The organism is Desulfobotulus mexicanus (assembly GCF_006175995.1).
Classification (GTDB): Bacteria; Desulfobacterota; Desulfobacteria; order Desulfobacterales; family ASO4-4; genus Desulfobotulus; species Desulfobotulus mexicanus.
Map to the genome: position 1 here is coordinate 30,370 of NZ_VDMB01000020.1, position 21,457 is coordinate 51,826.

A 21,457-nucleotide genomic window follows, 5' to 3' on the forward strand; every position below is an offset into this window, starting at 1 on the left:
GGCTTAAGGTTTTTTCATTAGGGGCTGATGGGGGGCTTTGGAAAAAGGTAAAATAGTCAGGCATTCACCATGCGGATGGTCCAGTTGGGTTCTCCTTCATAATCTATGGACTGCACTTCAGAAAAGATCATATTACGCATGGATTCCTTCAGCGTTATACGGGCTTTGGTTCCAGCTATGCATGTTCCCGAAGCTACGGAGCTCTTTACCTTTAGGATGGGCTTGGGCCGGTTGGCCTTTGACCAGTCCTGCAGGGCATCGTATTCGTTACGTGTTTCTTCGATAAGAGATATGGTGTGTTCGGCTTCCTTCTGTTTTTTAAGAATATCATCAAGTATCTTGTCCTGTTCCGCAAAAAGCCGGGTGACTGTACTTTCGCTTTCTTCAACAGTTTTTTTGAGTTTGATAAGGTGGGATATAATCTCTTTCTTTTTTTCAGGAGGGGGGGACAGTGCCGAAAGTTTTTGTATAAGGAGATTGCTCTTTTCCTGTTTCTGGGCATTTATGGTAATTTTTTCATGTGTTTCAATTTGCTGTTTTTCTCCGTGTTCAATTTGTCTTTGGGTTTTTTCCAGTATCTGTTTCAGTTCTCGGGATTTATTTTTCAGGCGTGCCATTTCATTTTGCGCATAAAAGTCCACACCAATGAAAATAGTGGATGGAGAGGCCATATCCGTGCCCACCTCGTAGAGTTCAAGGCCATTTCTGGCGGCAGCTTCGCAGGCAATGAGTTTTCCCTTGGGTAGGGCGAGGGTGCCGCTGGTACGGATTTTTGAATGGATTATTTCTTTTTCCACAATAATATTTCCGAAAGCCATGATTTCCGAATCAACCACAAATTTTGCCTGTACAGTTCCACCTGCCCGGATTTTTGATCCGATAATGCCGCCCCTTACCACAAGGTCGCCGTCCACATGAATTTCGGCATCATTGATTTCTGAGGCATCTGCTGAAGCAGCCCGCACGCGGAATCCCGGCTGCACACCTCCGCGGATACGGATGGCACCGTCAAAGGACACATGGCCTGTTTTGAGATCCACATTTCCTTCTATGGTCATTTCCGGTAATACTGAGATTTTTCCGCCTAGGGTGGCGTGGGGCTGACCGTCAATCAAAGCATGTACCATCTGCCCGTCAAGGGAAAGCTCTGCACCATTGCCAGCCCGGAGTTCCACATCCAGAGGTTCCCTTGGCAGGGCCTCCTCACCGGTAACTTTGATACCTGATTTTCCTTCCACAGGCGGGATGCGCTCTCCAAGGAGTGTACGGCTTTTAACAAAGGGGACCTCGCCCCGGTCAAAATAGTCTATATTACCGTCCGCATCTATCTTGCCTGCCTTGAGGTAAGCAGGATCAAAGCCGTAACGGATATAAGCATCCTTGGGATTTTCCGGTGGGATGCCTTTGGCAACTTCCAGAGACTTCTGCTGCAGCCTGGTTTCCTGCAGCCAGGTTTGCAGCCTGCTGTCCGGTACAATACCAAAGTAAACTCCTGCGCTTGTGATAAGCTTTTTGAGATCATCCAGAGTGAGCTTCGGGGAAACCTGCGGGGAAGGAATCAGCAGGGCCAGAAGACCGTCTTCGCTGATTTCCACGCTAACTCCGGCATCTTCTGGGATTGGAGGCTGCTCTTCGGTTACTGGCTGGGGTGTTTGTGAATCAGGAATGCGTTTTTGCTCCCTGAGAAGAGAAAACATCTGATCATGGGTCAGAATGTTTTCTTCCACGAGAATGTTGCCCAGCAGCTTGATGGTCCGGTTTCGTTTGAATTTAGCCAGCTGGGTATCCAGTGCCCGGAGGATCTCTTCCTTTGAACAGAAGTTGTGGATGAGACAGAGGCGACCGAAAAGCTGATCCATTTGCCTTGTTTCATGGAAGAGCTGGGTGGCATGGAGAAGGCTGACCTGTTTACGGCTTACAAAGCCAAGATCAATGAGAATCTGGCTGAGTTTTTTGGGTTTCCGGCTACTTTGATCTGCATTCCATTGTTCGATGGCTGTCTGAAGCTGTTCCGTACCGATGAAATTGTATTGAAGGGCCATGCGGGCTATGCTCATTTCTTCGGGGGGGATTTTGCTTGCATTTTTTGTGATCTGTTTTTTCCGGTCCTGCTCCTTCCATTTTTCTGCAAGGGAAGCTCTGGCAGCTTCGTCCGAAGGGGGGGCAGAAGCAGAGCGCATCTGTTCAAGGATAGAGTCCCGTTGTTCGGGTGTAATCTGATTTTTTTCGATAAGGATGTCCACTGTACTGAGCAATTGGCCCTGACGGTAGGCTTCGGCCTGGATTGAGAGAGCTGTTTCACAGGTTTTGTTGTCAATAAGCCCTTTTTTTTCAGCCATGCTGCAGAATTGTCTGTCCAGGGACCTGAGGGTGCTGGCCAGAAGTTTTTCCATGGATACTGGCTGTATATATCCACGATTAATGAGAATTTCTTCAAGGGTCGGGCACGGTTTCTCCGAAGTGGTTTTTATGTGGCTGTGCATTTCTGCAATGGCCTGTTGCAGCTGTTCCTTTGTTAAGAGGCCATTTTCAATGGCCAGCTTCCCCAGAATCGGATAGGCAAGGTCCCTTTGCAGGTTTTCTTTGCTGTCTGTGGCGGATTCGGATGTGGGGCTTGATATCTCCTGCATGTAAAGCCTCCCGAAATCAGGGAAAGGATGAATCCTTGGTGGACGAAAAAGAATTTTAAACATATTTTGATAAGAATAAAAAGTCCTGTCTTTTTTTTCGGAAGGATAAGTAAACTTCTTGAATTGCAGGATACGCAGGCAGGCGTTAAGATCGTGTTCGTCCATGCAGACAGTGCGCTGGCCTTTTTGCCGGTAAAGCTGGCAAGGTCTGCTGGGGCTGATTCTTTTGTCTGAAATCTTAATAATATGGAATGTGGGGGCTATGGAAACACCGTACAATGACCATCTGAATCTTTTATGCGACATGGGAGACCTGAGTGGTATCCTGCGTGACTCCGATGATATTCATATGTTTCTGGATCGTACGGTTGGATTGGTTGCAAGACATCTCAAGGCCCAGGTTTCATCCATCTATCTGTACGATGATTCGGTAAAACGCCTGATTCTCCGGGCTACGCTGGGGCTTAAGCCCGAATCCGTGGGGCTTGTTTCCCTGGGCGCGGATGAAGGGCTTGTGGGAAGGGTTTTTTCCAGTCTTGAGCCTTTGTGTACGGCTGATGGCAGGATGCATCCTGATTTTCTTTATTTCTCAGAAACAGGGGAGGAACGTTTTCTTTCTTTTCTGGCGGTTCCCATCCAGAGGGGTGCCGTATGCATTGGTGTGCTTGTGGTGCAGCATGAGGAGGCTGACAGGTTTGGTTCCATGGATGTAAGGGCTTTGCGGGCAACGGCATCCCAACTGGGGAGTGCCCTAGAGAATGCCCGTCTGCTTTTATCCATGGATTCCCCGGGAAAAAACTCTCTTTTTCATACATCCAGCATAGGTCTTTCCCTGATTAAAGGCAAGGTGGCCTCCCCCGGCTATGCCATGGGAGCAGCCCTTGTTTTGGGGGACAACCGCTGTGATATTCTGCGTGAGGATACGGAACCGGAAGTTGCCGGTGGTAAAACCTGTTTTTATCAGGCCCTTGAAAAAACATGTGCAGAGTTGACAGCTCTGCAGGATCGTTTTGCACAGAGGCTTCCGGAAAGTGCTTCTCTTATTTTTACGGCACATTTCATGATGCTGAAAGATCCTTCCTTTCGCAGGCGCATTGAGGAAAAAATAGATCAGGGTTTTTCTCCCATGGCTGCTGTGCGGGCTGCAGCCAGGCATTATATTGCTATTTTTTCGGCTTCTTCCCATGCTTATATCCGGGAGAAGGTTTCGGATATAGAAGATTTTTCATGCAGATTGCTGCGTAATCTCAAGCCCGGTGACAAGGAAGGGAGAGGCTCCCCTTCAAGGGGGGGGATTGCCATTGCAGGTGAGCTTTTCCCATCGGATATTCTTAAGCTGGTCAGCGAAGATGTTACAGGAATTGTGCTGGTTTCCGGAGGCTTGACTTCCCATGTGGCTATTCTGTGCCGTTCTTTGCAAATCCCCCTTGTAATTGTTGAGGACAGCGGGCTTCTTCAGATTCCCGAAGGAACACCTCTGCTGCTTGATGGCAGCACCGGTAATTTTTATATCCGTCCGGATGAAACGGTACAGGAAACATTTGCCCGGAGCAGGACCGCATGGCTTGCCGCCGATGCCGTGTCCGGGGTGCTGGATGGGGAAACCCATACCAGTGATGGTGTTCGCATCAGGCTTTTGGCCAATATCAATCTGCTTTCTGAGATGGCACTGGCCCTTAAGATCGGGGCAGAGGGCATCGGGCTTTATCGCAGCGAGTTTCCCTTTCTCATCCGTTCCTCCTTTCCTTCGGAGGCAGAGCAGTATCAGGTGTATCGCAGGCTCTTTGAAGATATGCCGGGAAAAACGGTGACGGTCCGGACCCTGGATGTGGGTGGAGAAAAGGTGCTTTCCCATGTGGACAGCGGTACAGAGGTCAATCCTGAGCTGGGGTTGAGATCCATCCGCTTTTCCCTTCTGCACAGGGATGTGTTTGAGGCTCAGATCCGGGCGATTTTAAGGGCTGCTGAAGGTGCTTTTGCACCGCGTATCATGTTTCCCATGATTTCCGGCTTAGATGAGTTCCGTGAGGCCCGGAGTATTGTTTATGCCTGTATGGAAAGCTTGAAGGAGGAAGGACTTGGATTTCATGAAAATCCAGAAATAGGGATGATGGTGGAGCTTCCTGCGGCCCTTGGAATCATAGAAGATTTTGCAAAGGAAGCGGATTTTTTCTCCATCGGAACCAATGATCTTGTGCAGTACATGCTGGCCGTTGACCGCAGTAATCCCAAGGTAGCCCATTATTATCAGCCATGGCATCCTTCGGTACTGCGTTCCCTTGCCCGCATTGCGGATGCTGGCAGAAAAGCTGGTATTGATGTCTCCGTATGTGGAGAGATGGGGCATGAGTCTGCTTTTATTCCATTTCTTCTGGGTATTGGTATCCGGACCTTGAGCCTTGATCCTCAGTTTATGCCTGCTGTGCAGCAGCAGATTCAAAAAATTGATCTTCAGAAAGCAGAAAGCCATGCCGCAGAACTGCTTGGCATGGCGTCTACAAAGGCTTTGTCTGAAGCCTTAGGTCTTGTCTGAGTTGTTATAAAAAGGACCCGCCACTGTTGTGGCGGGCCTGAAGTTTAAGTCAGTATTTTATTACAAGGATCAGAATCCATGGCTTGCCATGATGGCCTTCATCTGCCCGGAATCTTTCAGATCCTTGAGACCTTTATTAAAGGCCTTGAGGCGTTTTTCCGCATCTTTGGTATTTTTGGGAAAGCAGACATAAAGATCGTTGAAACCTAAGGGCGGTTCCACGATTTCTATCTCATTGACCCTGTCTGGAACCTGGGTCCGGAGGAGGTGAAGCCCCACATATTTGTCCACCACCATGAGGTCAATGCGTCCGGCAAGGAGTTTCAGGAGGTTTTGCATATCTTCGGTTACAGGATCTTTGGTCAGGTATTCTGCGGCATCAAATTCAGGTGTATTCACATAGCCCCGGACCACACCGATTTTATAGGATCTCAGGTCTTCCATGCTGTTGTAGGTGATATTGGCACCTTTTTTCTGGAAGAATACCAGGGGACCGCCGGGAAAGGGGTCTGAAATGAGAAAATCCTCTTTCAGCTCTTCAGCATAATATTCCGGAAAATAGGCATCAAAACGTCCTTCCTTGGACAGGGCTACCACCCTTGCCCATGGCATGTACTGGATTTCCAGATTGTAGCCTTCTCTGGAAAAGGCTTCTTTTACCACTTCCGCCACATAGCCTTCTCTGGGCATCTCATGACCGATATAAGGTTCCCAGTTCAGGCTGGCACCTGTAATGTTTTCTGCAGATGCTGAAATTCCATAGATGCATAGTGAGAAAATTAGGCTGATGATGGAAAATCTGATTGCTTTCAAGGTGCGTCTTTTCGGTTAGAGAGAGTTGGTATCGTTTATGTTCTTCATGGTCAGCAGCACTGGAGTAAATGTAAAAGAAAAGTTCTTCGAGGATAGCAGGCTTTGATAAGGCCTTTTAGTTCGGGTGAAATTGATAAAGCTGATTAAGGTTCTCAATGGGCCTGAGAAAGCCTCCGGGTCCGATCTGGGTCAGATAGACGAGATCGCTTCCCTGGCGGCGTTCCTTGTTGAAGGAAAAAGAGAAGCCGCCGATATCTGTATTTTCATGTAGTTCGGCACTTTTCATGAAGGCTTCCCGTGTGAGGGGGGCAGGGGTTTCGGACAGAATGCGGGATAGGGCTTTGGCTGCGGTAAATCCTTCCATGCCAGCAAAATCAGCTTGTTTTGCAGGGCTTAGTTCAGAGTTCACCTGATTGTATTCGGCCACAAGGGGAACTCTCCTGTAAAAGGGAAAGGGAACAACCTGAGAGACAACAACACCTATTCCATGATTTATGAGTCTTTCGGCAAGGTCTTCACCATTGACAAAGGAAACATTGAGAAAAACGGCTTCACTGCCGGCACTCCTCATCCCTGCTATCACTTGTGCCGCAGGCTCACTTGTCGCAATAAGGATAACGGCTTCCGGATTTGATTTCATAAGCTGTGATACTGCTTTTTCTGTGTCAGGAGATTCTCTGTTGTAAGATACAGTATCTGAGGGAATGATACCGTGTTTAGATGCTGCAATGCGTACACCGTTGAGACCATCTGTACCGTAGCTGTCATTCTGGTAGAATACGGCAATCTTTTTTATCCCCCTGTCCTTTACCAGCCGGTCAACCATGGTTTCGGTTTCCTGTATGTAACTGGCCCTTATATTGAACACCTCATTTATGACAGGATACCTGAATATTCTGGCACCGGTAAGGGGAGCAAAAAGAGGGAAGTTTTTTTCCTGGATAAGGGGCAGGACAGCTTCTGTTGTGGGGGTTCCCACATATCCGAACAAAAGAAAAATATTTTGATCATTTATAAATGACTCTGTGTTTTTTCTGCATTTTTCCGGATTATAGGCATCATCTTCTGTGATCAGTTTAAGCTGTCTGCCATGAATACCGCCCTGAGAGTTAATAAAATCAAAATAAAGCTGTGCTCCATCCCTCATGCCCTTGCACAGTCCCATGGCAGGACCTGTCAGGGAGCAGGATTGACCTATGCGTATCTGTGTATCTGTAATGCCTGTATTGGACTCCGCAGACAGGGGTGGGGCATTGAGCAGGGTCAGGGTTAAACATGACAGGAGCAGGAAGGGCCATCTGGCAGCGGTGTTATTTTTCATTCGCTGTCTCCTTGTGTTTGGGCAATGGGTATAAGGGAAGCAGAAACTGTAAAAATATCGTTTTATAAATAAGGCCAGAACTCTAACCATTTCCAGAATGGAGGTGGTTTATAGTCTGTTGGCAAAATCTGATTCTCTAAGTAAATATTTCTCTTAAAAGGGTTCAGAAGCCGTGGCTTTGCATGATTTCTTTGATGCGCCCGGAGTCTTTAAGCATTTGTAAGCCCTGATTCAATGCCTCCAGATGAATTTCCGCATTTTCGGCATTTCTGGGGAAACATACATGGAGATCATTTACGCCTAATGGAGGATTCATGACCTCAACTTCCATGGCTCTGCCAGAGGTCTGGGTGCGCAGAAGGTGGAGACCAACGTACTTGTCCATGATCATCAGTTGGATTTTTCCGTCAAGGAGATTTCGGATATTATCCATATCCGTCATGGCTTCCACCTTGGTCAGATAGTCTGCACTGTCAAACTCGGGAGTGTTTACATAGCCACGGACTGTTCCTATTTTATGGGGTCTGAGATCCTGAAGATTTTTGTACTGGATGTTTGTGTCTTTTCTTTTAAAAAAAACAAGTGGCCCGCCTGGAATGGGATCTGATATATAATATTTTTCTTCAAGCTTTGTGTCGTAATATTCCGGGAAGTAAAAATCATACCTGCCGGAATCAGCTAAGGCAACCACCCATGTCCATGCCATGAATTCTATATCCATTGTATAGCCACCACCCGCTTCAAAGGCTTCCCGGACTATCTGTGCCACATAGCCCTGTCGCGGCATCTGGGCACCAATGTAGGGTTCCCAGTCCAAAGAGATTCCTGTGAGTTTTCTTTCCGGTTCTGCCTGTGCAGTGAAAGTGAGTGCCATCAACAGTATCAAAATAATTCTGCCCGGAAACTTCATGGAATGCTCCTTGAATTTGACTTGGGTTCTGTGTTTTGATTATTAAATTTACAGGACAAAACGTCCGATAAGCCCTTGCAGGTTTCCTGCCATGCCTGAGACTTCCCTTGCCTTGCCGTTCACGTCACAACTGATATTATTCATTTCTTTGCTGATATTGTCCACACTTTCTATGTCCTGACGTATGCTCTGTACAAAGCCTGTCATTGCAGCCATGTTTTCGTTCACTTCCTGAATTCCTTCAGCCGCCTGAAGGACATTGCCGGAGATTTCCCGGGTGGCTGCAGACTGCTGTTCCACAGCCGTGGCAATGACAGTCACGATGTCGCTGGTGGCCTGAATGGCACCGGAAACCTCCTGCACTTCACCTGTGGCCTGCTTTATGACGGCCTGGGCGGAAGCAATAATGTTGCGTATGTTTTCTGTGGCTGTGGTGGTCTGGGTGGCAAGGGTTTTGATTTCGCTGGCTACAACGGCAAAGCCTTTGCCAGCTTCTCCTGCCCTTGCCGCTTCTATGGTGGCGTTCAGGGCAAGAAGGTTTGTCTGCTCTGATATTTCTGTAATTGATTCAGTTACTTTTCCGATCTGCCCTGCAATGTTTTCCAGTTCAGTCATTTTTTCCGTTGCGCCTTCGGATCGGTGTACTGCGTTCTGGGTGGTACGTCGGGCTTCTTCTGTGTTTTTGGCAATTTCATCTATGGTGGCAGTCATTTCTTCTGCTGCTGCTGCAACCATGGAGGTGTTGGTGGCAGCCTGTTCCATGGCCGATGCCACACTGCCCATGCTCTGGCTCATCTGCCCTGTAGCGCTGGCAACGGCAGTTGCCCTTTCCGCAGAAGTTTTTGAATCTCTGGCCATTTTTTCGGAGATGGAAAGGAGGCTTGTGGCCGAATCCGTCAGTTTGTTGCCGTTATCACGGATACGTCCCATAATTTCATGGATCTGGGCAATGAATACGTTGATCCAGCGGGCGGCAAGGCTGAGTTCATTGCCGCTTTTTTCTGAAATGCGCCGGGTGAGATCCCCTTCGCCTTCGGCCAGATCCCTTACAGCTGAAATCATTTTGTCAAGGGGATAAAAGACCATGGCTCTGAGGGTGAAGGCCATGACCGCAAGCAGAAGAATGTTGAGAATGACAATTGTAATGATGGTGTTGATGAGGATTTCACGGAGGCTGTCCTGAAAAAAATCCGGGTTCAGTATAATATGGATATTACCGAGTTTATCATCACCTCTGGTTATGGGGCTTTCCCTCTGGAACCTTCTGGTTTCGGGCAGTTTTTCTGTTTTCTTGACCTCTTTGTCTGAATCCCGTCCCAGAATCAGCAGTTGCCTCTGGTTGGCAGGATCGGAAAGGGCCACGGCAAGAAGCCTCAGGTCCTGCATTTCAGATCGAAGAATGGCTTCGGCCTGGGCCATGTCAAAATTATAAAGGGGATCCTGCAGGGTGAGTAGGATGCGTTGCAGTGCAAGATCTGCATCCACATTCAGACCCTGTTCCAGACTGGATTTGGCACTCTGGTACTGCCAGAAGCCCATGCCCATAAGAATAAGGGTGGTTAAAGCCAGTACGGTGCTGACAATGCGTACAAAGATTTGTTTTTGCATGGGAACGCGGAGAGAGGTTTTTTCCATGGAAGACTCCTTGGTGGTGATTTTCGGGGATGATGGCTGGTTACGGGATGGCATTTTTTTCATCTTCCTGCCCTGATCAGAGCAGAAAGAGGGTATTTATGGTGTCTGTCCAGTTTTTTTTAAAGGTCGGCTGTTTTTTCCTGATTTGATTTTCTGGTAAAAATTATATTTAAAAAGAAAAAACTCTGCAAGACTTCTTTTGGTATCACTTGTATTCCAGCAGAGCGGTGAAGGTGCCGTCTTCTTTGATGCGGGCAAGGCCGAGGTTGAAGACCTGCAGGATTTCAGCGGCCCTTGGGTGGTCTTTGGATATGATCATGTGATAATTGGTTCTTTTGATGGGGGTGGGGAAGAAAGAAATTCTGTGCCGAAGGTTTTCTTCCCTTAGGATTTTCATACCCACCAGCACCTCATCCATGGCACCGTCCAGTCGTCCCTCCGCCAGTCTTCTGTGGTTGATTTCAGAGCTGCTGCTTCGGCGGATACTGTATCCATCATCTTCCCTTACAAAACCGTAATCGTATTTTTCTACGCCTCCCAGGCTAAGTCCTTTCAGGTCTTCAGGTCTTTCCCACCGGACAGGTTTGTTCATATTATAGAAAACCACCGTGTCCAGTTCCAGCACAGGATCACTGTAATAAAATTTTTTTCCCCTTTCATCATTATAGCTGTAGAGCATGGTGGCGTCGGTTTTTACCTTTTCCGTCATGGAAAGACCCTGAGCCCATGGGAGGTACACGTATTCCACTGTCCAGCCCTGCCGCTCAAAGGCCGCTGCCACGATGCGGCTCATGGGGCCACCTTCGGCCAGGGAAGCGCCCTGATAGGGAGCCCACTCACCATTGGCAATGACAAGGGTTCTGGAATTTTTATCCAGTGCTTTGGCAAGATCAGGGTCCATGGACATGTAAAACCAGAAACCGGCTCCGGCAATCAGAAGAAAAGCCAGGGCAATTCCCTGTGCAAGAAGAATGGCAGAACGTTTTTTTTCCATATTTTTTAAACTCCAGCATGATTAAAGACAAAAAAACGCCTTTATGGCAGGGCTGCGCAAAAAGGCGTTGGTTATTCAGGTTTTTAAGGCGTAATCTGCAGAATCTGATTCAGGCGTCCATCGGCTTTCAACTGGCTCAGCCCTTTGTTGAATACCTGAATAATTTCTTCTGCTCTGGGATTTTCTTTGGAAACAATGAGGTGATAGGGAACACTTTTGATGGGTTTTGGGTGGTAGGTGATGCTGTCTCCAAGGCCTTCCTGTCTCGCCGTTTCAAGTCCCACCAGCCTTTCTTCCAGAAGGGCGTCAATGCGGCCAGCAGCAAGCTTACGGTAGTTGAACACATTGGATGCTACCCTGTCCAGGGTGTATCCGCTGTCCTCACGGACAAAGCCATAATCGTATTCCAGTACGGCGCCTAAGGTCATGCCCTTCAGATCTTCGGGGTTTTCCCAGTGAAGTTTTTTGTCTTTCAGATAAAAGACAACCGTATCAAGGCTGATTATGGGATCGCTGTAAAGAAAATTTTTGCCCCTTTCCTCATTATAACTGTAGAGCATGGTGGCATCGGTCTGGGCCTGCTGGGTAAGGTTAAGGCCCCTGGCCCAGGGCATATAACGGAATTCCACATCAAAGCCCTGGGTTGCAAAAGCCTCCTCTGCAATCTGTGTGGCAGGCCCGCCGCCGGGCAGATCCTTGCCTTGATACGGTGCCCAGTCTCCATTGGCAATAACCACCTTCTTTTCAGCTGCATGGGCTGTATTGTAAGCTGGGCTTACAGGCAAATAAAGGAGAGGGATAGCCAGGATAAAAAGAGAGATAGTGCGGGGAATACGAGAGGAAAAAATCATCATGGTAATTCTCCTTTTTGTCGGTTACAGGTATCTTCTCGAATCTTTAGAGTTTCTGTTTTTAAAGCATATTGAATTAACCTTAACATTTTTTTGAAAGCCCGTCATTTTTTTTATCTGGTGTTTTTCAGGTCTCTGAATGTGAAGTAGATTTGGCTTTTTTATCCCTGTGAAATGCTGTGATTGACAGCCGGGGCCTGCCTGCGTAAGAATAAGCCATTGTCTTTTTATACCCTCCCCGTATCTTTGGTGATTTGCCATGACTTTTATGCAGCTTTTCTCATCGGGGGACCTGTATGCTTTTTTTAGAAAGAAGGGATATTCATGTTCAGGGAATATGTGGATTATGATGGTATCGGCCTCGCAGAATTGATCCGTCAGGGGGATATCTCTCCGCAGGAGGTTCTTTTTGCGGCACTGCATCGGGCTGAAACTCTGAATCCTGAGATCAATGCCATCATCCATACCTTTCGGGAACGGGCTGAGAAAATGGCCTTAAGCTCTGATGGCAAAGGGCTTTTTGCTGGAGTACCTTTTCTTCTTAAGGATCTCATGGACAGCTTTGCAGGGGAGCCCATCTGCATGGGCAGCAGGGCTGTACGTGAGGTGCCCCATGACCACAGTGAGCTGGTCAGGCGTTATCTTGCAACGGGACTCATCCCCTTTGGTAAAACCAGTACGCCGGAGTTCGGGCTGACCATTACCACAGAGCCTAAGGCTTTCGGGCCGGTGCATAATCCATGGAAAAAAGGATACAGTAGCGGTGGTTCCTCGGGTGGTTCCGCTGCTGTGGTGGCAGCGGGTATTGTACCCATGGCTTCGGCCAGTGACGGTGGAGGCTCCATTCGCTTTCCGTCGGCCTGCTGCGGTGTTTTCGGCTTCAAGCCCTCCCGGGGACTTACACCTGTGGGCCCGGATTTCGGAGAACCCTGGGAAGGGGCCGTTGCAGGGCATGTGATCACCCGATCCGTCCGGGACAGTGCGGCAATGCTGGATGCGGTTTCCGGCCCTGAAACCGGAGCTGCCTACAGGGTTTCCCGTCTGGAAACCTCCTGCTTCAAGGCCTGCGAAAAAGATCCAAAACCTCTGCGTATAGCCTTTTCTTCCCGTCCCATGGTGCCCGTAAAGCTTGATCCTGAGGCCATGGCGGGTCTTGAATCAACGGTACGTCTTTTGCAAGATCTTGGTCACAGCGTGGAAGAGGTATCTCCTGCCATCGACCGTCGCCGTTTCTGGAAGGATTATATGACCGTGGTTTGCGGTCATACGGCGGCCATCTGCCATAATGTGCGGAAAAAGGGCGGGCTGGAAGCTTTTAAAAAACTGGAGCCTGCCACAAGAAACATGGCGGCCCTTGGAAGAAGCCTTTCCGCCATGGATTTTGTACTGGCCAAGGAAGGGTGGCATCTGGTTCAGCTGGAAATGGGGCGTTTTTTTGAAAAGTGGGATGTGTTTTTAACGCCCACACTCATTGGTCCCCCTGCTGCCCATGGTGTGATTCCGCCCTCTGCCCTTGAGGAAAAACTTCTGGTGGCGGGATCTTTTCTTCCGGGAAGTCGTTTTCTGTTGCAGAGTGGTCTGGCAAGGCATTTTGCCGCTCCAACTCTGAACCGCATGGGTTTTACCCTCTGCGGAAATGTAACTGGGTTGCCGGGGATGTCTCTGCCCTTGCACTGGACAAAGGAAGGTTTGCCTCTGGGTATGCAGTTTATGGGAAGGATGTGTGGGGATGCCACCCTTTTTTCTCTGGCTGCCCAGATTGAACGGGCTGTTCCATGGTCGGACAGACGGCCTGCGTGTGGATAATTGATTTTATTCGAAAAATTTAAAAAAGGAGTTTTTGGCATGGAATGGATAATTGGAATAGGTATTGCTGTGGCCCTTGTGGTGATTTTTTCCATTGTCACCTACAACAAGTTGGTATCTTTAAAAAACAGATTTCAGAATGCCTTTGCCCAGATTGATGTGCAGCTTACCCGGCGCTATGATCTGATTCCCAACCTTGTGGAAACTGCCAAGGCTTACATGACCCATGAGCGCGAAACCCTTGAGGCGGTCATTGCCGCAAGAAATCAGGCATCTTCCGGGCTGAAGAGGGCTGCAGCTGATCCCGGCAATCCCGAAGCCATGAAGGCTCTGGCTGTGGCGGAGCAGGGACTTGGTGGGATGCTGGGGCGTTTCATGGCCTTGTCGGAATCCTATCCCCAGTTGCAGGCCAGTGAAAACATGAAACAGCTTTCTGAAGAGCTGACCAGCACGGAAAACCGGGTGGCCTTTGCAAGGCAGGCTTATAATGATTCTGTTATGACATATAATGTCAGTCGTGAACAATTTCCGGCAAATATTGTTGCATCCCAGTTCGGCTTTACCGCAGCAGCCCTCCTCGAGATAGAAGATAAGGCCATGCGTCAGGCCCCTAAGGTTTCTTTTTCCTGAATGGTCAGATAATGGGAAAGAAAGGGATTCCCGATGAATTTTTTTGAACATCAGGACCGTGCCAGAAGCAACAGCCGAAGGATGGTTTTTCTTTTCATCATTGCCGTTGTGCTTATTGTACTGGCGGTGAACCTTGCCGTAGGGATGCTTTTTTTCAGTTTTTTTGAGTTCGGTGCCCATGAAATGCAGCATATGAAGCTGAATGCCTCCATGAAGGCCCATGGCATTGTCAGTCTCATCACCCTTTTGGTTATTGGCGGTGCCAGCTGGTACCGCATGAGCAAACTGCGCAGTGGCGGGGATATGGTTGCCGTGGGCATGGGTGGTACCTGGGTGGATCCGGACAGCACGGACCCTGCTTTGCGCCGCCTTTGCAATGTGGTGGAGGAAATGTCTGTTGCCTCGGGCTTGCCGACGCCGCACATTTATGTGCTGGAAGCGGAAAAGGGTATCAATGCCTTTGCAGCTGGTTACACGCCGGAAGATGCCGCCGTTGCCGTCAGCCGGGGTGCTCTGGATCAGCTGAACAGGGATGAATTACAGGGGGTCATTGCCCATGAGTTCACCCACATTCTCAACGGAGATATGCGGATGAATATCCGCATGATGGGGATTCTCTATGGCATTCTCGCCATCAGTGTGATTGGCCGTGGGCTCCTGCATAGCGGCGGCAGGAGAAAGAGTTTTATCAGCAACAGGAAGCAGGGCGGTGGCGGTCCCATTCTGGGGCTGGGCCTTATGCTTGTGGGGTATATAGGCGTTTTTTTCGGCAGACTGATCAAGGCCAGTGTTTCAAGGCAGCGGGAGTACCTTGCGGATGCCTGTGCCGTACAGTTCACAAGAAACCCCGATGGTATCGGCGGTGCCTTGAAAAAAATAGCCGGATATTCCTCGGGCTCCCAGCTTAAGGCCGCAGACAGGGAAGAGGTCAGCCACATGCTCTTTGCCACGGGCCAGAGCTTCTGGTTTTCCATGCTGGCAACTCATCCGCCCATAGAAGAAAGGATTAAGGCCATTGATCCCCGTTTCCGGCCGGAGGATCTGGAGCGTAGGGCTTCTGCGGATACCGCAAAAAACCAGAGGTCCGGTATTCATGGTGCTTTTGCCAGTTCTTCTGATCCATGGGCTTTCCTTACCGGTAAAAATGAAAATGTGGCGGCATCGGCCTTTTCTGCGGCAGTTACTCAGGATGTGGAAACGCCGGATCCTGAGCATCTGGATCATGCGGTGCAGGTTGTGTCTGCCATTCCCGATGCTCTTTTGGATGCGGCCCGAAGCCGCAGTGAGGTGCTGGCCCTTTTCCCGGCTCTTTTTCTGGCAAGGGAGAAGGATATGCGGGCATTGCAGATGGGTAAGGTGGAAGAAATGCTTAACCTGAAGTTTGCCGAAAAGGTTGAGCTGCTTACCAAAGAAGCGGAAAAGATGCATCCGCTTTTAACTCTTCCCCTGACGGATCTGGCTTTTTCTGCCCTGCGCCAGCTGGATGCTCCCTATGGGAAACGCCTTGTGGCCCTTCTGGAAGCCATGGTTGCCATGGACGGTAAGGTTACGGTTTTTGAGTATTGCCTGGTGCGTCTTCTGAAACGGCGTCTGGCCGAGGCTCAGACTCCCAACAGGAAGCCCGAGGGGGCAAGGTGCCGGGGGGCACAATGCAGGGAAGCGCTGGTGAATATTTTTTCCGTTCTTGCCTGGCAGGGCCATGAATCTGAAACCCTGGCCCGCAGGGCCTTTCTGGCAGGTATCAGCCGTATGCTTCCCATGGATGTTCCCCTGTACGAGGTGCCTGTCAACTGGGAAAGGAATTTGGATATGGCACTGGAGGTTCTGGACGGTCTGGATTTTGTTACCAAAGGAGAGCTGGTTCAGGCCCTGCTGGTGACAGCGAGCCATGATGGCAGGTTATCACTGGAAGAGGCTGAACTTCTGCGGATGATCTGCGCCTGTCTCCATATTCCGGTTCCCCCTGTGCTGCCGGAGTTGGTGGCCTAGTTTTTACTGAAAGGAAGGCATGGCAGATTCCGTGAACAAGGAAAAAGAAAGGTCTTTTGAAGAGGAAAACCTTTACCGCCAGCTTGCCCGGCATCTGGACCGGCAGCCCGGCGGTTTTCCCGAGACCCCCCATGGGGTGGAAATTCGCATTCTGAAATTACTTTTTGCACCGGAAGAGGCGGCACTGGCCCTGCATCTGAATTTTCTGGAGGAAAGGGCGGAGGTGCTGGCTTTCCGGGCGGGGATGTCGGGTGAGAAGGCGGCAGGGATGCTCGAATCCATGGCATCAAAGGGGCTGATTTTCCGCAGTGTGAAAAAGGACGGCATTCCCCGGTATATGGCTGCCCAGTTCATTGTAGGTATCTGGGAGCTGCAGGTGGGCCGCCTTAGCCCTGAGCTTGTGGAAGCCATGGAATCCTATGTGCCCTGGCTGGTGGATGCGGGGGCCTGGCAGAAGGCACCGCAGATGCGGGTGATTCCTGTGGCGGAAAGCATTGATGCGGATCTGCGGGTCATGACCTATGAAAAGGCCTTTGCCCTGATCGAAAACAAAAAAAACTTTGTGGTGGCCCCCTGCATCTGTCGTCTGGAAATGGGGATGCAGCAGGCCGCCTGTGACAGGCCCCTTGAAACCTGCATCAATTTTGGTGAAGCCGATGATTTTTACCGCTGGACCGGAGCAGGCCGGAAGGCCAGTCGGGAAGAGGTTGAGGAAATTCTCCGTTCGGCAAGCCGTGCAGGTCTTGTGCTGCAGCCCAGCAACGACAGGGAAGTGAAATGGATCTGCTGCTGCTGTGGCTGTTGCTGCGGTCTGCTGCGTACCTTTCGGCAGCTGGGCAATCCGGGCGAGGTGGTTGCTTCTCCCTTTTATGCCCGTCTGGACGATTCCCTCTGCACGGGCTGCGGGATCTGCCTCAGGCGTTGTCCTATGGAGGCCTTTTCCAAAGAGAAAAAAACTGTTATTATTAAAAAAAAGCGTTGCATAGGCTGTGGGCTATGTGTGGATACCTGCCCGGCTTCTGCCCTTTACCTTGTGAGAAAGGATGCCCCACCTCCGGTTCCTTCCCATATTGCCTTTGCCATGCTGAAGCTGGCATGGAAGCGAAAAAAACTGGATCTTCCGGGTTTTATGAGAATGATGGGCGCTTCACTGATGGATCGATTGCGGGCAAAGCTGTTTTAAATGCTGTGTCCCGTATGGCGTCGCCCTCAGTAAGCCGATAATAAAACTGATAAGGAGATGCCATGATGGGAAAGTCTTCTGCTTTTTTATCTTTTGTTTCAGCGGTTTTTTTGTGTTTTGCAGGGCTGGCTATGGCTGGTGATCAGGAAATCAGAATAGCATCTGTTTTTGCCTTGAGTGGAACAGCCAGTGCTTCCAATCTGCATCAGGTGCAGGGAGTACGCTATGCCGTTGAGGAGCTTAACCGTAAAGGCGGGCTTTTCGGGAAAAAAATAAAACTGATAGAAATTGATAATGGAAGCAGTGCTATTCTGTCGAAGCTTGCGGCGGAAAAAGCAGTGGAGAAAAGAGTTCATGCTGTTATAGGGGCATCTTGGAGTGATCATTCCCTGTCCATGGCTCCTGTTCTGCAGAGGGCTGGAATTCCCATGATCTCGCCTAATTCTACCAATCCTGCCATTACCCGCATCGGGGATTATATTTTCAGGGTCTGTTTTACGGATATTCTGCAGGGAAATATCCTTGCGAAGTTTGCCACAGAAAATCTGGCGGCTGAAACAGCGGTTATTGTGCAGGATGTTTGTAGTATTTACAGCCTGGAGCTGGCTTCGATTTTTGCTGATGCTTTTACTGTAAGGGGGGGCAGGGTTCTTAATGTTCTGGATTATAAAAAAGATCAGAAAGATGCTGAATTTAATGAGATTCTTAAGCGGATGGGTGAAGAGACTCCGGATCTTATTTTTATTTCCGGTCACAATGAGAGCGCCCGTATGATCAAGCAGGCCCAGAACCTTGGGTTGCAGAGTTATTTTTTGGGTGGTGATGGCTGGGGCGCATGGAATTTCTGGGCTTTGGGTGGTCATGCAATAAAAAGCGGATATTTTGCTGCACACTGGTCATCGGAGATAGAATGTGGCAAAGCGCAGGAGTTCACAGACAGGTTTCAGAGGTTTTATTATGTGAATGAAAATGCTGCCCTTGCCTATGATGCAACCATGCTTCTGGCAGATGCCATTGAAAGGGCTGGCTCTTTGGATAGGAAAAAAATCAGGGATGCCCTTGCCGCCACATCGGGTTTTGAAGGCGTAACGGGAATGATTTCCATGGATGAGAACGGAGATCCCGGGAAAAAAAATGTTGTGATTATGGAAATCAGGCAGGGTAAAGCAAGACTGCATTCTGTAATGGCAGAGTAGAAGACCCTCTGGAGGGCTGTTTGAATATGACCCGCATAAGGCGACTCAGAACGAGGATTAATCTTGCTATTGCTTTAACCTTCATGGTCATTGCTGTTTTTTCCAGTATTGCCTTATGTTTTTATGAAACCCAGAGGAGGGCGGATTATGTTATGCGGATGGCTATATCCCTTGAGGATCTTTTGCATAAACATAATGAGCATTTAAGTAATGAGGTTTTTTCGGGCCTCGGCAGGTCCGCACGGGCCACGCTTTTTCAGATTTCTGAACGCCAGGATGTTTTATCCGTGTTTGCCTTTGATCTTGACGGCAGACCTTTTGCTGGAACTATCGGTTCTATGCCGCCAGCCCTTACGGCAAGGGAGACAACCTCTCTGTTAAAGGGGCCTGATTATAGTGTCAGCAAAGAAAACGGCCTGCTTAAACTTGTCTATACCAAAGTGCTGGAAGCCCATGGCCTTCAGGTTGGATTCTGCCGGATTGAATACTCTTTAGGTTCCCTTCAGCGGGAAACTAAAATAATAGTTTTTATTTTTGCAGTTGCGCTTGCATCCCTGTTTTGTGTCATGTGCGGACTCCTTAATCTGATGCTTTCACGCATGGTTATAAGACCTTTACGTACCCTGGAGGATACCATGGGTCGTATTGGTGAAAACCTGGGGGTTGATAATCCAGTTGAGGTCTTGGGTCAGCTGAACAATGCCTTTAAAGCAGGTGATCTGGAATATCTCCTGAAAAGCAGGGATGAAACAGGTTCTCTGGCAAGGGCTTTCAGGCGTATGCTTGTGCATCTGAGGCAGGCCTGTACGGATCTTTCCATTGCAGAGGAAAAATATCGGGGTATTTTTGAGAATGCGACTGAAGGTATTTTTCAGGTGACGCTGGACGGGCGCATACAGACGGTGAATCCGGCGGTGATGAATATTTTTGGTTTTTCTTCAAGGGAAGAGCTTATAAAAACAGCAGAGAGATTTGGTTCCGGCTGCTTTGCAAAACCAAAAGCCTGGGATTCTTTTCTGAGCAAGCTGAAGGCAAACGGCAGGGTCAGGGATTTTCATATAAAACTGAGAAAACGTAATGGGGATACCGTATGGGTACGGATCAATGCCCATTATCTTATCAGCAGCGATGGTCCTCTTATTGAAGGTGTTATTCAGGATATTACGGAGCGTATTGATAAAGAAAAGGTGCAGAGGGAACTGGAAATAGCTGAGGCTGCAACAAGGGCAAAAAGCGCTTTTCTGGCCAGTATGAGCCATGAAATCCGTACTCCTATGAATATTGTGCTTGGATTAACCCATCTGGCTTTGAAAACAGAGCTGACGGATCAGCAGATGGACTATCTTGGCAAGATTCGGACAGCGGCCGGTAATCTTTTGGGAATCATCAATGATATTCTTGATTTCTCAAAAATTGAATCAGGCCACCTTGATTTTGAAGAAATCCCCTTTGATCTTCGTTCGGTACTTCAGGATACGATGGATCTTCATGCAGACAAATCCGAGGAAAAAGGTATTGATTTTAAGTTGTTCTGCCCGTCTTCAATTCCAGTATATCTTAAGGGAGATCCCCTGCGTCTCGGTCAGGTTCTGACCAATCTTGCGGGTAATGCACTGAAGTTTACAAAAAGAGGGCATGTCCATGTGACTGTTGCCTGTGAAGAGGACGACGGAAGAAAAGTTCTTCTGCGTTTTATGGTTAAGGATACGGGTATGGGTATCACAGAGGAGCAGGCAGTTAATCTTTTCAGCCCTTTTGTGCAGGCCGATACTGGTATAACACGCCAGTTTGGTGGTTCCGGTCTGGGCTTAAGTATTTCAAAGCACCTTGTTGAAAAAATGGGAGGAGAGATAGGGGTAAACAGTACGCCGGGGCAGGGGAGTGAATTTTTCTTTACGGCAAGGTTTGAAAAATTTGATGGGCCTGTGGATTCTCTTTTTGAAAATATCCCGTCACAGATTAAGTTGGACACAGGATCAGAATGTATGGATGGCCTGCATGGTTATGTGCTTGTGGCGGAAGACAATCCCGTTAATCAGCAGATAGCAAGGGAAGTTCTTGAAAGCTTTGGTTTGACGGCGGATATTGTGGAGAATGGGCATGATGCGGTGGACAAAGTCCGGGAAAAACAGTTTGATCTTGTGTTTATGGATATCCAGATGCCAGGGATGAATGGTTACGAGGCAAGCCGGACAATAAGGGCTATGGAAAAGGAAGATACCGTTTGTGGAGTTTCAGGACGTGCTTTGCCAATTATTGCCATGACAGCCAATGCAATGGTTGGAGACAGGGAAAAATGCATGGAAGCAGGCATGGATGATCATATTTCAAAACCCATTGATTTTGATGAACTGTACAGGATTCTTGTCCGCTGGTTGCCGCAGAACCAGGAAGCTGGAAACATCGGAATCTTTAAAAAAAGAAAAACCGGGGATTTATCATTGGATAATGGGTCTTCTGCTGACCTGCTTCCGAAGCAAGTGCCGGGTTTTGATATGACTACAGGCCTGTCCAGGGTTCTGGATGATAAGGCTTTGTATCATTCTTTTTTAAAATATTTTTATGACGAGTACCAGAATTCCCTTAAATATATTGATAAGGCCTTTGTTGAAGGAGATCTGGAGAAGCTTTCAGCATTGCTGCATGATATAAAAGGGGTTGCAGGCAACCTTGGTGGAGATGAGCTGTTCAGCTCCATCCGGGATCTGGAAAATATGCTGCGTTCTGCACCGGAGCATGGGGATAAAGATCTGAAGCAGGCCATGCTGGATTTCAGGAAAATTTTTCAGCAAACCATGGATGCCCTTGAGAAAATATGAAGTATTTTAAGATCATTCTCAGGGAAGGAATATACCCGTAAATTGCTTTCTTCCCCCGGCATTTCGGAGGTTAAATTTAGTACCTTAAACCATCTAAGGGGCACTAAAGTTGTCAATATACCTTTTTAAATTTGGTGTTTCACTTCT

General features: G+C 48.7%; 14 protein-coding genes. 7 read left to right on the top strand and 7 right to left on the bottom strand.

All coding sequences use genetic code 11. The features are described 5' to 3' along the window. Positions 1 to 56 precede the first annotated feature (56 nt). Complete coding sequence (locus tag FIM25_RS13235; RefSeq protein WP_179953368.1) at positions 57 to 2,630, bottom strand: flagellar assembly protein A; 2,574 nt, start codon at positions 2,628 to 2,630, stop codon at positions 57 to 59. 262 nt (positions 2,631 to 2,892) lie between these two features. Here FIM25_RS13235 and ptsP point away from each other — a divergent pair, with 262 nt between their 5' ends. Continuing rightward, positions 2,893 to 5,163, top strand: a complete 2,271-nt coding sequence (gene ptsP, locus FIM25_RS13240; RefSeq protein ID WP_139450167.1) for a phosphoenolpyruvate--protein phosphotransferase — start codon at positions 2,893 to 2,895, stop codon at positions 5,161 to 5,163. 69 nt (positions 5,164 to 5,232) lie between these two features. Here the strand turns inward: ptsP and FIM25_RS13245 are convergent, their stop codons facing one another. The 6 genes from FIM25_RS13245 to FIM25_RS13270 form a co-directional block, all read right to left on the bottom strand. Beyond that, positions 5,233 to 5,976, bottom strand: coding sequence for a substrate-binding periplasmic protein (locus FIM25_RS13245; protein ID WP_139450170.1), 744 nt, complete (start codon positions 5,974 to 5,976; stop codon positions 5,233 to 5,235). Positions 5,977 to 6,091: 115 nt separating this feature from the next. After that, a complete protein-coding gene (locus FIM25_RS13250) occupies positions 6,092 to 7,297 on the bottom strand; it encodes an ABC transporter substrate-binding protein (protein WP_179953369.1) in 1,206 nt (401 codons plus the stop codon). A gap of 163 nt (positions 7,298 to 7,460) precedes the next feature. After that, positions 7,461 to 8,207 carry a substrate-binding periplasmic protein gene (locus FIM25_RS13255; protein ID WP_139450175.1) on the bottom strand — a complete coding sequence of 249 codons (747 nt, stop codon included), beginning with the start codon at positions 8,205 to 8,207 and terminating at the stop codon, positions 7,461 to 7,463. Between the two features lie 48 nt (positions 8,208 to 8,255). After that, positions 8,256 to 9,905 carry a methyl-accepting chemotaxis protein gene (locus FIM25_RS13260; protein ID WP_139450178.1) on the bottom strand — a complete coding sequence of 550 codons (1,650 nt, stop codon included), beginning with the start codon at positions 9,903 to 9,905 and terminating at the stop codon, positions 8,256 to 8,258. A gap of 142 nt (positions 9,906 to 10,047) precedes the next feature. Continuing rightward, a complete protein-coding gene (locus tag FIM25_RS13265; RefSeq protein WP_139450182.1) occupies positions 10,048 to 10,836 on the bottom strand; it encodes a transporter substrate-binding domain-containing protein in 789 nt (262 codons plus the stop codon). A gap of 83 nt (positions 10,837 to 10,919) precedes the next feature. Then, positions 10,920 to 11,690 carry a substrate-binding periplasmic protein gene (locus FIM25_RS13270; RefSeq protein WP_139450184.1) on the bottom strand — a complete coding sequence of 257 codons (771 nt, stop codon included), beginning with the start codon at positions 11,688 to 11,690 and terminating at the stop codon, positions 10,920 to 10,922. 321 nt (positions 11,691 to 12,011) lie between these two features. Between FIM25_RS13270 and FIM25_RS13275 the strand changes: the two genes are divergently transcribed. The 6 genes from FIM25_RS13275 to FIM25_RS13300 all read left to right on the top strand — a co-directional run bounded on the left by FIM25_RS13275 (position 12,012) and on the right by FIM25_RS13300 (position 21,310). Further along, on the top strand, positions 12,012 to 13,493 hold the full coding sequence (locus tag FIM25_RS13275; RefSeq protein WP_139450187.1) for an amidase: 1,482 nt from the start codon (positions 12,012 to 12,014) through the stop codon (positions 13,491 to 13,493). A 39-nt stretch (positions 13,494 to 13,532) separates the two neighbouring features. Then, positions 13,533 to 14,123 carry a LemA family protein gene (locus FIM25_RS13280; protein ID WP_139450190.1) on the top strand — a complete coding sequence of 197 codons (591 nt, stop codon included), beginning with the start codon at positions 13,533 to 13,535 and terminating at the stop codon, positions 14,121 to 14,123. A 33-nt stretch (positions 14,124 to 14,156) separates the two neighbouring features. Further along, on the top strand, positions 14,157 to 16,112 hold the full coding sequence (locus tag FIM25_RS13285; RefSeq protein WP_139450193.1) for a M48 family metallopeptidase: 1,956 nt from the start codon (positions 14,157 to 14,159) through the stop codon (positions 16,110 to 16,112). Positions 16,113 to 16,131: 19 nt separating this feature from the next. After that, a complete protein-coding gene (locus FIM25_RS13290; RefSeq protein ID WP_139450195.1) occupies positions 16,132 to 17,295 on the top strand; it encodes a 4Fe-4S dicluster domain-containing protein in 1,164 nt (387 codons plus the stop codon). A 62-nt stretch (positions 17,296 to 17,357) separates the two neighbouring features. Beyond that, positions 17,358 to 18,491: an ABC transporter substrate-binding protein gene (locus FIM25_RS13295; RefSeq protein ID WP_139450197.1), complete on the top strand. Its 1,134-nt coding sequence runs from the start codon at positions 17,358 to 17,360 to the stop codon at positions 18,489 to 18,491. Between the two features lie 26 nt (positions 18,492 to 18,517). Beyond that, complete coding sequence (locus tag FIM25_RS13300; protein WP_246052196.1) at positions 18,518 to 21,310, top strand: response regulator; 2,793 nt, start codon at positions 18,518 to 18,520, stop codon at positions 21,308 to 21,310. Positions 21,311 to 21,457: the final 147 nt, after the last annotated feature.

What these genes read in the sequence shown, in the direction of transcription:
- FIM25_RS13280 (WP_139450190.1), top strand. Translation starts at nt 13,533, where the DNA reads ATGGAATGGATAATTGGAATAGGTATTGCTGTGGCCCTTGTGGTGATT.
- FIM25_RS13235 (WP_179953368.1), bottom strand. Translation starts at nt 2,630, where the DNA reads ATGCAGGAGATATCAAGCCCCACATCCGAATCCGCCACAGACAGCAAA.
- FIM25_RS13260 (WP_139450178.1), bottom strand. Translation starts at nt 9,905, where the DNA reads ATGAAAAAAATGCCATCCCGTAACCAGCCATCATCCCCGAAAATCACC.
- FIM25_RS13295 (WP_139450197.1), top strand. Translation starts at nt 17,358, where the DNA reads ATGATGGGAAAGTCTTCTGCTTTTTTATCTTTTGTTTCAGCGGTTTTT.
- FIM25_RS13250 (WP_179953369.1), bottom strand. Translation starts at nt 7,297, where the DNA reads ATGAAAAATAACACCGCTGCCAGATGGCCCTTCCTGCTCCTGTCATGT.
- FIM25_RS13275 (WP_139450187.1), top strand. Translation starts at nt 12,012, where the DNA reads ATGTTCAGGGAATATGTGGATTATGATGGTATCGGCCTCGCAGAATTG.
- FIM25_RS13270 (WP_139450184.1), bottom strand. Translation starts at nt 11,690, where the DNA reads ATGATGATTTTTTCCTCTCGTATTCCCCGCACTATCTCTCTTTTTATC.
- FIM25_RS13300 (WP_246052196.1), top strand. Translation starts at nt 18,518, where the DNA reads ATGACCCGCATAAGGCGACTCAGAACGAGGATTAATCTTGCTATTGCT.
- FIM25_RS13265 (WP_139450182.1), bottom strand. Translation starts at nt 10,836, where the DNA reads ATGGAAAAAAAACGTTCTGCCATTCTTCTTGCACAGGGAATTGCCCTG.
- FIM25_RS13285 (WP_139450193.1), top strand. Translation starts at nt 14,157, where the DNA reads ATGAATTTTTTTGAACATCAGGACCGTGCCAGAAGCAACAGCCGAAGG.
- ptsP (WP_139450167.1), top strand. Translation starts at nt 2,893, where the DNA reads ATGGAAACACCGTACAATGACCATCTGAATCTTTTATGCGACATGGGA.
- FIM25_RS13255 (WP_139450175.1), bottom strand. Translation starts at nt 8,207, where the DNA reads ATGAAGTTTCCGGGCAGAATTATTTTGATACTGTTGATGGCACTCACT.
- FIM25_RS13290 (WP_139450195.1), top strand. Translation starts at nt 16,132, where the DNA reads ATGGCAGATTCCGTGAACAAGGAAAAAGAAAGGTCTTTTGAAGAGGAA.